This is a genomic window from Breznakia pachnodae, assembly GCF_030814225.1.
Classification (GTDB): Bacteria; Bacillota_I; Bacilli_A; order Erysipelotrichales; family Erysipelotrichaceae; genus Breznakia; species Breznakia pachnodae.
In genome coordinates, this window is the sequence record NZ_JAUSUR010000005.1 from 205,824 (window position 1) to 219,705 (window position 13,882).

The 13,882-nt window shown below is 28.1% G+C and carries 13 protein-coding genes and 1 pseudogene; 7 read left to right on the forward strand and 7 right to left on the reverse strand.

All coding sequences use genetic code 11. The features are described from left to right. Positions 1-22: 22 nt before the first annotated feature. The 4 genes from J2S15_RS14090 (at position 23) to J2S15_RS14105 (ending at position 2,245) form a co-directional block, all read left to right on the forward strand. On the forward strand, positions 23-544 hold the full coding sequence (locus tag J2S15_RS14090; protein WP_307409412.1) for a MarR family winged helix-turn-helix transcriptional regulator: 522 nt from the start codon (positions 23-25) through the stop codon (positions 542-544). A 3-nt stretch (positions 545-547) separates the two neighbouring features. Continuing rightward, on the forward strand, positions 548-910 hold the full coding sequence (locus tag J2S15_RS14095; protein WP_307409414.1) for a rhodanese-like domain-containing protein: 363 nt from the start codon (positions 548-550) through the stop codon (positions 908-910). Positions 911-1,032: 122 nt separating this feature from the next. Further along, positions 1,033-1,467 (forward strand): MerR family transcriptional regulator, encoded by a 435-nt coding sequence (locus J2S15_RS14100; protein WP_307409416.1) that lies wholly within the window; start codon positions 1,033-1,035, stop codon positions 1,465-1,467. Between the two features lie 4 nt (positions 1,468-1,471). Further along, the gene (locus tag J2S15_RS14105; RefSeq protein ID WP_307409418.1) at positions 1,472-2,245 is read left to right on the forward strand and encodes an EFR1 family ferrodoxin; all 774 of its coding nucleotides are present in this window, start codon (positions 1,472-1,474) and stop codon (positions 2,243-2,245) included. 48 nt (positions 2,246-2,293) lie between these two features. Here J2S15_RS14105 and J2S15_RS14110 read toward each other — a convergent pair whose 3' ends face one another. The 5 genes and pseudogenes from J2S15_RS14110 to J2S15_RS14130 all read right to left on the reverse strand — a co-directional run bounded on the left by J2S15_RS14110 (position 2,294) and on the right by J2S15_RS14130 (position 9,207). Continuing rightward, the gene (locus tag J2S15_RS14110) at positions 2,294-3,328 is read right to left on the reverse strand and encodes a GNAT family N-acetyltransferase (RefSeq protein ID WP_307409420.1); all 1,035 of its coding nucleotides are present in this window, start codon (positions 3,326-3,328) and stop codon (positions 2,294-2,296) included. A gap of 300 nt (positions 3,329-3,628) precedes the next feature. Further along, positions 3,629-4,219: pseudogene (locus J2S15_RS14115) on the reverse strand (recombinase family protein). Between the two features lie 633 nt (positions 4,220-4,852). After that, a complete protein-coding gene (locus J2S15_RS14120; RefSeq protein ID WP_307409421.1) occupies positions 4,853-6,904 on the reverse strand; it encodes a metallophosphoesterase family protein in 2,052 nt (683 codons plus the stop codon). A gap of 312 nt (positions 6,905-7,216) precedes the next feature. Beyond that, positions 7,217-8,554 carry an HNH endonuclease gene (locus J2S15_RS14125; protein ID WP_307409423.1) on the reverse strand — a complete coding sequence of 446 codons (1,338 nt, stop codon included), beginning with the start codon at positions 8,552-8,554 and terminating at the stop codon, positions 7,217-7,219. 122 nt (positions 8,555-8,676) lie between these two features. Then, the gene (locus J2S15_RS14130; protein ID WP_307409425.1) at positions 8,677-9,207 is read right to left on the reverse strand and encodes a hypothetical protein; all 531 of its coding nucleotides are present in this window, start codon (positions 9,205-9,207) and stop codon (positions 8,677-8,679) included. A gap of 312 nt (positions 9,208-9,519) precedes the next feature. Here J2S15_RS14130 and J2S15_RS14135 point away from each other — a divergent pair, with 312 nt between their 5' ends. Then, on the forward strand, positions 9,520-9,735 hold the full coding sequence (locus J2S15_RS14135; protein WP_307409427.1) for a helix-turn-helix transcriptional regulator: 216 nt from the start codon (positions 9,520-9,522) through the stop codon (positions 9,733-9,735). Position 9,736: 1 nt separating this feature from the next. Then, entirely contained in the window at positions 9,737-10,165 is a 429-nt protein-coding gene (locus J2S15_RS14140; protein WP_307409429.1) for a hypothetical protein, read from the forward strand. 148 nt (positions 10,166-10,313) lie between these two features. Here the strand turns inward: J2S15_RS14140 and J2S15_RS14145 are convergent, their stop codons facing one another. Together J2S15_RS14145 and J2S15_RS14150 are read right to left on the reverse strand one after the other, a co-directional pair. Further along, entirely contained in the window at positions 10,314-11,363 is a 1,050-nt protein-coding gene (locus J2S15_RS14145) for an anti sigma factor C-terminal domain-containing protein (protein WP_307409431.1), read from the reverse strand. Next, positions 11,360-11,863: an RNA polymerase sigma factor gene (locus J2S15_RS14150; RefSeq protein WP_307409433.1), complete on the reverse strand. Its 504-nt coding sequence runs from the start codon at positions 11,861-11,863 to the stop codon at positions 11,360-11,362. Before J2S15_RS14150 ends, J2S15_RS14145 begins: the two co-directional genes overlap by 4 nt. 227 nt (positions 11,864-12,090) lie before the next feature. On the opposite strand from J2S15_RS14150, the gene J2S15_RS14155 reads away from it, so the two are divergent. Then, complete coding sequence (locus J2S15_RS14155) at positions 12,091-13,443, forward strand: hypothetical protein (protein WP_307409435.1); 1,353 nt, start codon at positions 12,091-12,093, stop codon at positions 13,441-13,443. The last annotated feature ends 439 nt before the right edge of the window (positions 13,444-13,882 follow it).

A 13,882-nucleotide genomic window follows, 5' to 3' on the forward strand; every position in this document is an offset into this window, starting at 1 on the left:
ACTATATGTAAGGAGATTGTTTATGGAAAAATTTTCATTTGTTGATCGTCCAAGTAATCAGCGAATTCAATTATTGAATAACGTTTCAGAATTAGACTCTACTATAACTGAGTTATTTCTTGATTTTCAATGGACTTATCGTAATATGCAAAAAGTATATGATGAAGTTCTTGATAAGAGTAATTTAAGTGAATCAAGATTTATTATTTTAATGTTTTTAAAGCAAGCACCAGATCATGAATTACTACCTTCTGTTATTTCAGAGAAATTAGGTGCTACGAAAGCTACAGTTAGCAAACTGTTAAAGGCAATGGAACAAGTAGGCTTAATCAAGAAAAGTGTTTCTGCTTATGACAAACGATCAATCCCTGTACAACTTACTGAAGTGGGAATGAATGTTTTAGAAGAATTTTTACCTAAGAATTTTCATACTGTCCATCAATTACTTGGCAGTCTTACTAATGAAGAAATCAAACAATTTTCATATCTACTTGGAAAAATTAAGGAAGGCACTGAAACATGTACTTTAGAAATGGAGAAATAAATTATGCAATCAAACAAAATTGAATTATTAGAAACTTACCTTAGCTTATACATCAATCACTTTACTGTTTTAGAAAATATCGGAAAAGCTGATTCACCATATGTAGTATTAGATGTTCGTAATGCCCCAGCACAAGTGAAAAAAGACCAAATCAAAGGTGCAATAGCAATTCCAGCAAAAGAATTGGCTAATCACCTAGATGAGTTAGACAAAACCAAAACTTATGTAGTTTATGATTGGAACGGTGGAACAACGTTAGGTAAAGAAGCTTTACTTATCTTGTTATCAGCTGGTTTTGAAGCATATGAACTAGCTGGAGCTATCGAGGGATGGAAAGGTATGAATCTACCTATTGAAACTCTTTAATTGATAATATAACGAAAACGCCTATCAAAATTGGCGCTTTTTTTATAATTTTTTTTATCTTTTTTTCATTATTGACATGTGAGCATACTCCAATGTTATACTTGCTTTAGGAGGTACTTACTATGGCTACTTATACTGTAAATGAAGTATCAAAGATGTTGAAGATACCTAGAGATACATTACGTTATTATGATCGTATTGGTTTACTTCAACCAAAACGAAGAGATAATAAATATCGAAGTTATTCGCAAGAAGAAATTATGGATTTAAAATATATATCTGTACTTAAATATGGAGGTTTTGCTTTAAGTGAGATTCAACAGATCTTAAATAATAAGCAAGATGATAAGAATGCTGCAACATCAATTAAATGTACAATTGAATTACTAAATAAAAAAGAAGTGGAAACACAAAAAGCAATTAAAGTATATCAATATATATTACGTTTAATTGAACTATCAGTTCATACCTTAGAACATGAAAAGAAAGAAAATCCAGAAGTTGTAAATACATTAGTATCTAGTATCTATGATGAAATCAATAAGGAAGAGGATTGATAATATGAAACATAATATTATATTTTATTTTTCTGGCACAGGAAACTGCCTACAAGCAACTAAAGAAATAGCAAAATCATTTGTGAATTGTGAAATACAATCGATGAGTAAAAATGGCTACCAATTAGATAAGGAATATGACACCGTTGGTTTCGTCTATCCAACGTACTTTCAAGGTATCCCCTTACAAGTCCATAAGTTCATTTCACAGCTGAATATACATAATAATAGTTATGTGTATTCAATCACAACGTATGGCTCTATGGCTGGCAATGCGCTAGCTCAGGTAAAGAAATTACTTGCTGTTAAAGATGTTACTTTAGATTATGGTGCTAAGCTTGTTATGTTCTCTAATTATGTTGTTATGTATAATATGAGTGAAAAGGTAAAAGAAAAGACTGAAAAGCCAATGGAATTGATTCAGCCTATTATTGATGATATTAAACATAGACGTACAAATAAAGTACCAAATGGTGTTCCGCCACTAAACTGGTATTACAAGCTACGTGTCAGGAGTGTCCCATCCAAAGATAAACATTTCTCTGTTTCTGATGATTGCATATCCTGTGGTATCTGTAAGAAGGTATGTCCAGTAAAGAACATAACCCTTGATAAGAATAACAAACCAGTATTCAATCATCACTGTGAACAGTGTGTTGCTTGTATGCAGTACTGCCCAAAACGAGCAATTAACTATAAGCAGTTAACACAAAAACGGAGACGTTATAGAAATCCTACCATTACTCATCAGGAGTTGTTCGAAAATAACAATTCTTAGCCTATATAATAAGAGGTAACCATATCAATCTGGCTACCTCTTATTTATTTAGTCATTTTTTAAAACACATTTAATTTTAGTTCCAGTAATTTGAAACCCATGCTTATCATAAAAATGATTTCTTCTTTCTTTATTATTTGTATCTTGCTCATCTACCATAGACAATGAACCCCATATATAATTAAATCCATATTCTACAGCAATATCTTTACATAATTTCATTATATGCGATCCAATTCCAATGTTTCGATTACTCAATACAATATCAACGATTTCTATATAATCCGCTTCCAGAGGAACATCATTCAATTCATACTCGTTCTTGTATCTAAATTCTAAATGCATTCCAGGGGTGTCACCATTAGAATCTATATAATATATTGTTGGTGATTTTTCACCAAAATTATACTTTAAAAACAATGCGTATTTTCTATTATCTTTTCCAGTGAACTTTCTAATATAAATATTTTCATCATTAGTCTCACCCATTAAATAAGATTCTTTTATTTTTTCTAATTGATATTGCAGCGGATCTACTTTTTTAAGAAACTCATAATAAGGTACAACCACTGTTCGCTCATATCTTCCTCTCATTGATTTCGAATTATATTCTACTCTTTCTAATGTCGCTCCTTCATTTAGATAAACAAAAAATCGATAAGTATCTGTGTGATCACCAGTTTTAACATTTATCCAAAACTTACCACCACTTGAATTAATTCTTTCAATATTAGAAAATGTCGGAGAGAAATAGAAAACTTGGTTCCCTTTTAGGACTAATTTTAACTTTAGTCGTAAGTATTTACGTGTAAAATCAAGACAATATTCAATTAATTCATACATATATTCATTACTGCCTGAAGCACCAATACAAGGATTAATTTTAATATTTTTCACTTCTGATGACAAATATGCATTTAATATATCATACTGTTCTACGTCTCTTAAATAATCATTAGTCTTTTCATCCTCTTCTATGTCCTCAGTTATAAGCTCTTCATCATCATTAAATGTATTTAAGCTAGTATATTCACTTTGTGTTGAATAACCTAATTTCTTTCTAATAAAACCTATTAATCCCATATATTATCCTTTCTTTTCAGTTTGTTTTTCATGTAACTACTCAAATTAATAAAGAGCAATACAATAATCATTATATACTCTAGTCCTTTAAGTTTAAAGTATACATTTTCTCCCGATTTATTTAAACTTTATTCATTATTTTGTGCTAATTAGCACTTTTTTTATGCTTTTTATGACATTTTTGTGTCTATATATGACATGAATTTACAAAATATGTGCTGTTTTTTCTAAAAATTCGACTTTACACAAAAAAAGAGTTTATAACATAACTGCTAGAACTCTCTGTAATCTATTAAATTGTTATATCATCGTTGCCCATTTGACAAACGTATGATGACTTACATCTAATCTTCTTCCTGCTTCTTTTTGACTGATTTCTCCCAACTCCCATAGTTTTAATACTTCTTCGTATTCATCTGGTTTATCTATTTCAGGGCGTCCGAATCGTATTCCCTTTTTCTTTGCTTCCTGAATTCCTTCTGCTTGTCGCTGTCTTGTATTTTCTCTTTACACTTCTGCCACATAGGATAATACTTGTAATACTAAACCTGATAGAAATTTACCTGTTAATCCATTCACTTGATTTCTTGTATCTAGTAATGGAAAGTCAATAACTACAATATCTACATCTTTATTCGATGTAAGGTTTTTCCATTGTTCAATTATTTCTTCATAGTTTCGACCTAAACGATCGATTGACTTGATAAAGACAGTATCACCTTTCTTTAATTTTCTAAGCATTCTCTTATATGCTTTACGATCAAAATCCTTTCCTGATTTTTTATCAACGAAAATTTGATTATTAGGAATATTTTCCTTTTCCATTGCTGTCATTTGTCGTTCTATATTTTGCCCATTTGTTGATACTCTTACATACCCGTACTGTTTCATAACCTTTCATACCTCCTAGTACCCCCTAAGCATATATTCGCTAGGATATCACAAATTTTAGCTCTTCGTCATTTGATTTACTCTTTTTGAATTTTAAGAGTAACATGATGAAAATCGTATGTAACCTTTCCTGTTTATTACAAATTAGACATTATTTATAGATTTAATATCTGTTGGAATTCAAAGTAATTATCGCCCTTTTGAACTGTTTTATTCATTAGAATTATTTACGTTTACTGCCGTTTTTTCACCTGCCAGTTCCCCTTATAAACCAGCTATTCTAATAAGTATTTGATGTAAGATATCAATATCATTTGTTCCCTATAATGCTCTAATAATTCCCTCTATGTTGTGGAAAGATTCTCTATTTATTATTCTGAATTATATTTAAAAACATCGCCATAGATTAGTCGGGTTTTTTTTTAAAATCGTTCACTTAAATTTTGTATTTTTTAAATGTTGAAATAAAAAAACAGATACTGTTTTTATACAATATCTGTATTTAAAAATGTATTACTTAAAATTAACACTTGCTTCTTAATACTGATTTCGTCAGTACTCATGTGGATAAAACATACTGTTTCACTATTTCTATCTTTACTTGTAGAATCATTTCAATACTTTTAAAATACATTACTCATTGGATTTAAAAAGCTTTATATTTAACGCATTCAAATAATCAATTGCATCATTAATATTATCAAATCTTTTTCTATACCTTTTCCTAGCAATTGTCTTCTCAACTGTAAATTTAGTTTTGTTTCCCTTTTTTTCTCGATATATATTTGCAATATCATCAATATTTGTATCATGTTTATAAGTAATTAACTCAAGTTTCTTTAAATGATTAATTGCAATTGGTGACTTTCTATATTTTTCCCCCTTAGATTGTTTTACAAATTGATTTATAATTGATTGTAATTCTAATCCTGTATTCATTTTTGAATATATTGAACACACAACAAAAAACTTCTTTCCAACAAACTCAACATTTTTTTCTCTACCTCTTGAAGCAGAAATATGATGATGACCATGTATCGCCCCAATTATATTATTCTCTTTAAAAATATTAAGAAGCTCTTTTAGAGAGCAAAAATTGTCGGCATTATATGCACTACTTTTGGGTGAAAGCATACTTAATTCATTGAATAATGGTGCATGAGATACAATGATTGTTGGAGTAATATTATCATCACAAAGTAGTCTTTTTAGCGTTTTATACATAAATTGCTGTGATTCTAACTTTCTTTTTACTAAAGCAACGGGTACTGTTAAACCTATATACCTAATGTCTTGATAATAGAATACTTCATTATTTAATATACTCATGTTAGGAAAACGAGAAGAAAGTTTAAGCTTAATGACATCATAGAAAGAACTATTTCCAATAGGTAAATATGGCCAAGACTCATCCGGATTCTCAACCAATTTCTTAAACCAGTATTCATCTCTATAATCATCAAATTCACTTTCTTTTTCTGTATCATTATTTACTATATTTGACAGTTCATGATTTCCTATTACTATTATTCCTTCCATGTTCATATCTTCAACAACCGAATCAGATAAATCTCCGGCTATAATATTAAAATTATCATTCTGAAAAGGGATTTTTCCATTTATAGAGTGAATATCAGAAACTACATTTATTAAATTATTATTTCTAGTCATCAGTATATTGGTAAACAATGGTTCTAAGGTTGAGGGATGGATACTGTGCGCTACATAGTTCTTTCTAACATTACTTAATGCAATTCCTACATTTGAGCGTAGCATTGGTTTATATAGATCGACAGCACTATTTTCTACAGTCATTAATTCTTTCTTAATTTCGATTTGTGATTTAGCAGGTAATAGACTTAAATGTGGGATCGAATAACTTGAAATATAAGCTTGAGCATAAACAGAATTTATCAATTCTCCATTTTTAAAATTTTCCACCAGATTTACCCTCTCTCCATCTGTAGCGATGGGTAATTCTATAGTTGATTCAACCACAAATTTTAGAAATTCAACTAAATATCCCGTAATACCAGTATTTTGATTTACATCATATAAAAACTTTCCAGGCAAGTTAGCAGATAAAGGTCCTGTCTCTTCATGCTGTAGCATCCTTCCTAAAATTTGCATCATAAATAAAGGATAATTAAAAATTTCTTGATAATAGTGATTAGCTAAATTAGTCGATTTTCCTACTTGTCGTAGTGATTGTTTAATATACGTCATCAAGTTTGGTTTATGATTTTTAATATATTCTATAGTTGATTCTGGATGTAATAACGTTAAAATAGCTGCCTTTTGAATATAGTTCCTTGCTGTATCATATGGAATTGCTGAAAATATTATTTCATCTTTCTTTTTAATTATTATTTTTCTCTCATTGAGGTTATAAACTAGATTGAAGTAGGAGCCTCCATGAATAACTTTGTTTACTGGACGCCTTCTATTTTCAGGATAGCGGCTTAACAAATCGTCTAATCCATCAAACGTGTTGATAGTATTTTTAATTACTGAGACTCCTAAGGATTTTTGAATTTCTTTAATTTCACGCTTTACTTTTTTTATTTCTTTCTCAGTCCAATCACGACCATAACCACTTAAATCTTGGTCTTTTAGACTTTCTTCTAAGTAATTTACTCTAAACTCTAGTTTTTCTAATTCATCCAGTTTTTTTAGTTCATTCATGATTAACTACCTTTCTATTAGTTATATTTTACCACAAAGAAATATTGTTAATCTGATCAAAAAGATTTTAAAAGATTATCGTATTCGTATTACTATTATCTATATTAGCTTAATGAATTATATAAAAAATATTATTAATAATTATCGAAAATTAAAAAACAAAGAAAAATCAAAATAAAGAGCCACCACTATTAAATAGTCAAAGACGGCTCAATTTAAATGCTTTTTAGTTTTTCAACTATTTTCAGTTAACCATACAAAATGGTTATTAAACAATAATATTTAAATGGAAAATTAAATATTATTGTTTAACTATAATAATTTTTTTCTATGATATTCTAAGTACCTTTTCATTTCATTGTTTAATTCAATTTCCATCTCTGTACAGATATTTAAATCTGAATATAAAGACTTATCTATATTAGAAGATATAATTATTTTTCCATTTTCATTGAAACTAATTAAAAAATTATCAAATAGTCTATCATGATTAGCACAAAGTAATAAACCATTGTTTTTATCTAAAAACTCACTTTCATCAGATTCAGCATATGGCTTAATATGACTAGCGATTAGCAATTCTTTTTTATTTATATTACAAAGAGCACATTTGCACTTATATTTATCTATTAGTGTGTTGCGATAGTAATTTTGACATACTCTAGCTTTAATAATTGTCTCTTTATATTTTTCTGGAACGCCTCTAATTGCCTCTTCAATATAAATTTTGCTACATACTTCTTCTGTATCATTAAAACAATCATTCAAATAATTAAAGAGATCAGTTTTATTTTTACTTGATTTCTTTAGTGACCCTTGTACATGCATTTTTAGTAATCCATCAGTTTTTAAAGAAGACAAAGATAGTTTATCATCATCAATTGTTTTTATGTGTTTTAAATGAAAATATTCTTTATCGCCTACTTCTATCTCATTGTTAGTGTAATATTTGTTATCATCAATTAATGGAAGTTGGCTATTAGTCTCAACGCATATTGTTTTTATCATAATTTTTGACTTTGGTACACTTACATAAATATATACTATATCACCTTCTTTAATATTTTTCGTTGCATTGGTTTTCGTCCAATCAATGATTACTAAATCATTAAATGAGTTAATAACATCATATTTTTGAGGGGAAGCAGAAATTATCCATTCTTCACGATTATGAATCGTTGTTAATCCAAAGCCCTCCATTGCTAAAGACACTCCTTCGTATAGTTTTTCCATCACTTCGATTAGAGTATTTATAGTTGAATTTATATCATCTCCAAATTTTACTTTGCACCATATCTTTTTTGCTGAGTTTTCTTTTCCGGCAAGTATTTCTTTATACTCTAATTTTAATGGAACTAATTTTTCAAGGAGATATTTTTTACTAATTATTTGATTATAAATCTTCCTCCCTTTCCTATTATATTCTTCATCATCTCTATCTTTTCCAATATAAATCTCGCATATGCAATTATGTTGATCAGGGTAATATCTAATGCAGAAATGCATTAATGAAGGCAAATTTTTTTCTTTGAAATGAACATCAAAATAACTAACTTGTTTCTTTCCTAATCTATATTTTATTTTTAATTTTTCATCATTATCAAAAGTTTTCTTAAATTGACTATAAAATTCATTTCTATTTATATCCATTGAACTTCCCTTTCTTTGTTTTTATCTATTATCACTACTTTTTTATTGTCATATGTTCCAAACTATACTATAGGTAACAATCTCGTTTTAAAAAAATACAATATATAGAGTCTATTTTATACCTAAAACTTATTCTTTTGACACCACTGTTCAAGCTCTATCCTTGAACGAATATATTTATTTTTCATTCCTTTATCTAGAGTTAATATATGCAATCCATAATATAATCCAGTTATCATAATCTCTATATCGTTTTTATGAATTGAATTAATAGTTTTGGCAACATTTTCTACTGTTTCTAAATGAAGTGACTCTTTGTATTCTGTTTCTATAATACTAATAATTTTATCTAATCGACTATTAGACTCAAACAGCATTTTATCCCACAACCAATCTCGATTGCGCTTATAATCACTCAATGCAATTGGTTGAATAGTCTCTATTATTTGTATTCTCGACTCTAACTTTGGATACCGTTTTAAAAACCTTTCTTTGCTAGTGTGCTCTTTTGATGTAATATCACAAATTATGAGTTTATCATTTTCTTTTAGCTCCTCTAATAACTTCAATGCATTGTCTTCCATTTTCTCTAAACCAATTAAAACATTTGTATCTATAAGGAAGCCATTATATTTCATATCTAAAAGATTCATCTATTTCCCCCTTTACTTAACAAAGTATATCACAAATATATTGATTTATCTTAGCTCGATTCTCTGCAATATTAAATCTTATAAATCCTATGATTTCCAATATATTTCTTTTGATTTAAATAACTTCAATTGAAAATAACTATTACTTCTTATCTATAATTTGAAATCCCACAAAAAAAGAAAATAATAATTCATTTATCTAGTTCTATACTTAATAATATATCATAAACATCATTGTACAACTCTTAATACAAAAAATAGATATTTTTTTGGTGCTACATGTGTAAAGGAAACTTGACAGGAGGTGGTGCAATGGAAGTGTTATGTAGAATGCGGGAGATGCGTGAAGAAAAAGGTATTTCTCAAGGTAAACTTGCTGATTTATTATATGTTTCTAGACAGACAATAAATGCTATTGAAACTGGAAAATATAATCCGAGTTTAGAATTAGCACTACAAATTGCACATTTTTTTGATACTACTGTAGAGGATATATTTACTTTAGTTACTGATGAAAGGAGATTTTAATATGCCAAGACCATATGATGAGAGAGAAGGTTTGATTCGATGGAAAAGTTTAGCTTATGCATTTGTCTTAGTTATTGCATTATTATTAATCATTTCTATTTTTCCTGAAGACTTATTTTCAAGTATGCATTCACAGTTTATGTTTATATTAGGGGTTTCTTTAACCTTTATAGTTATTTACCAGTTCGTAAATGATGCATATTATATTATAGTTGGATCATTTAATTCCACTTATTTTTTTGTTATGCTATTCTTTTTGATAAATGGATTAAATCTATTTCGCGAAGCAATAATATATTTCACATCAAGTAATAGTAGTTTCTTGTTTAGTGATAGGATTTCATATTTTCCTTTAGCTATTGCATTTCTTATAGAAACTGTATTTGGAATAATAGAATGGAGAAAATACAAAAACCGAGATAACACATGAAAAGTTAGCGATTTGGATATATTCAAATCCTAACTTTTTTCTGAAACTAATTGAATATAATTAATTTTTCAATACAAAGACTAATTTCATTTATCTCCACAATCAGTTTTCTGCCTTATTTCCATATCACTACTATTCGCATTACTAGTTATTTTAAATAAACTCGTATTTGTGCATAACCAGTATTTTCATGATTTAATACTTTGTCAATATCTATATACTTACTTTCTAGTATAATTCCCTTAACTTTAATTTCATTATTCTTCACTTTTTCTAATTCATTATTAATTTGATTCATTGTCAATTTTGAATCATTTATTTTAGGAAAAGCATTTAAGAAATCCTCATGATTGGATATGAGACTAAGCATTGATTGATAATGCTCAAGCCACTCTTTAGAATTGGTATATGTGGTTAAACTTTCTGATGTGGTGTCTACATTAAACATAGTTCCCTTTTCATCCTCGTGAAATTTAAATCCAAGTGTAGTATAGCCATTGTCTGCAATCATTGTAACTGCATATATTGGTGTAACACCATCCATATCTTCTAAATATTTTTCTAATTCTGATAAGGTTAATTCTTGGCTAAAAGAAATGTTGCTTATTGCATGTAAGTCTTGAGGTGCTCCGCTCTCCAACTCTTCAAGCGCTATTTCCTTGTTCTCTTTCCAGTCTTGATTTTCTTTTTCGGTTAAACTCTCTTTACTAAAATCATAATATTTCGTTAGACCTGGAATTATAAGATCATCTTCAAAAGAAATCTTTCCATCATTAACGAATACATCAACATTCATTGTCAATACTGATTTATATGGGATTATAGCCTTTGCACTAAACTTATATTTCCCATTTCCATAATCAATAGAAGAATCATCATTACTTGATCCAATATAATCATAGTCAGGAATTGCTAGGTCAAAATATGTTTTCATCAGTGTTTGGAAGTTTTGTGATTTAGTGCTTGGAGTAACACCTTCAATTGTTTCATTCATAGGATTATAGGTTATTTGCTTTTTAACAAACCTTACTCCTTGATAGCCAGCAAAAAGAATTGCCAATACAAGTATAACGGATATAATTGATGTTTTGTAGAAACTTCGATTCACACCTTTTCTTGTTTTCTTGAACACTTCATCTTTATTTATATTAGGTTTATCTTCAAGTAACTCTTCTATATTTTTATCATTTTTCTTCATAATAACCTCTCTTTCTTTGCCTCTGCAATTAGTTTCTCTTTAACACGAAATCTTATCGTTCGAATTGTATTCAACTTCACTCCTAGCAGTTCTGCTATTTGTTCGTCATCCAAATTACTGGTAAAACTTAAAAGCATTATATTTCGATCTCGTTGCGGAAGTTTATAGATTTTAGAATACATCCATCTTTTATTTTCATTTTCTATATAGTTTTCAGTCGCATCATATGGATCTTCTATCCAATCTAAATTATATTGTCCTTCATCCAAAATTCTTTTATTTTTCTTAGCTTTATCTAGAAAACAGTTTTTCATAACTCTAAACATCCATGCTTCAATATTTGGATTTTTGAAATCATATTTTACTAGGGTTTTTGTTAATGTCTCTGATACTAAATCTTCTGCATCCGCCTTTGATTTAGTTAGGGAGAATGCATAAAGAAATAAGGTTTTTCTGTATGTGATGTAAATATCATACATCCATGCTTTACTATTGCTCATATTTCTCCCCTCTATAATTACAACGTTTTAGTTACTCTTTAATTTCAATTATTTCATATTTTAGTTAGTTTTATAACTTTTTATTTGATTAATATTACGATAATATAATATATTTATTTCTTTCTACAGTGTCTATGAAATCAATTAATTATCGTATAAATACTCTTATATGCAAGGATTAGATATAATGGTGTATAATAATCATGTAAGTAAGGGAGGGTTGCAATATGAAAATTGATTATATATTTTTTAATAAGGATATCTCTAAAGATAGTAAAATATCTTATAGTTTGTCCTTAGAAGTATATATAAATGGACTCTTTCCGTCATCTACAGAAAACAGAATATTTTTTGAAATGAATAAAACGAAGTATGTTGTAAATTACTCACATAGTTATGATTTTAATAAAACTATTGGATACCTACAAATTGAAATTGAAGGCTTAAATGAGAAAAATGCAAAAGTTCTTAGCGAAATAGATGGTATGCTCTTGAATACATCTATGAGAGAGAAATATGGAATCACAACACTTTATGATGATAGTTCAAATTATTTTTGTCATAAACTTTTTAAGAAAATTGGTATTTTTGAAAGAAGAATTAGACAATTAATCTATATAATTCTCTTTAAAACTTTTAATTCTAATTGGGTTGATGAAACTATGTCAAAAGATATAAGAGATGGAGTGAAAAAAAATACAGGTGGAAGATGGGGAGATGTGATGAATGAAGAAGCATTGAATCACATGACATTTTACGATTTAACTAATTTTCTTACTAAACCAAATGATTCTAAACCTATTGAAATATTAGATTCGTTAGATGTAGAGCAGATTAGTAAAATGTCAGAAAACGAGTTAAGAGATAAGCTTTATGATTTGAAACCTAAACCACTTTGGGATGAACTTTTTAGTAATTATGAGTCACTAGAAAATTTACTTCCCTCAATAACTAAGATTTCTAAATATAGAAATCATGTTGCACATAATAAAAAAATTAAATATGAAAAATATAAAACATGGTCAAAGGAAATTGATAAAATTAATAAAGACCTTTTATACGCTGAAAGAGTGATAAAAGGAAAAGTTTTTGAATTAGATGATATTGTCTATACACTTGAAAAATATATTGAACCACTTAATGATAATTCACAAAACTCATCAAATCTTCTAGTAGCTAAATCGTTGAACAAACTTAAGCAATCAATGCAAATGATTACTAAAGCAACGGAATTACCATCATACCTTCAAACAAGTAATGCTGTAATAAAAGTAATGGAAACAGTACCAAATTTAACTAAAGCAATGGAATTACCATCATATCTTCAGGCAAGTAATGCTATGATAAAACTAATGGATACTATGCCTAATTTAACTAAAGCAATGGAATTACCATCATATCTTCAGGCAAGTAATGCTATGATAAAAGTAATGGAAACAGTACCAAATTTAACTAAAGCAATGGAATTACCATCATATCTTCAGGCAAGTAACACTATGATAAAAGTAATGGAGATAATAAGAAATGCAAATAAAACAAATAATTTTGATGCCATTATTGATGATGAGGAAGATGAATAATAAGTAATCTTATTGGTTGCTCTATATTAAAGTTAAATTAATAAGTATAGTAAAACCTACTTAAATGAAGGTGGTTAGAATCACCTTCATTTAAGTAAATAATAATAACCACCTATTTAGCATTTTTCTTTTAATGTGTGTAAAATCAGATTAAAATTGGACTTTCTCTATTCCCACTCTATTTTGAGGGTAAATCTTATAAGTGAAAATGCAGTAAAATCAATAGATTTCTACGACAATAAAACCGTGTAAATTTTATTGAAATAAATTAAAAGTACAATTTACACCTAATCAAACCAAGTTAATTATTTGAAAATTAACTCCAATTTCAATATTCACAATTTGAATTACATACATCTAATTACTATATCGAAGGTCCTCTAATTAAATCATATTATTTATGCTCTATATAGATAAGTTTCAAATAAGTCCTGTTTTC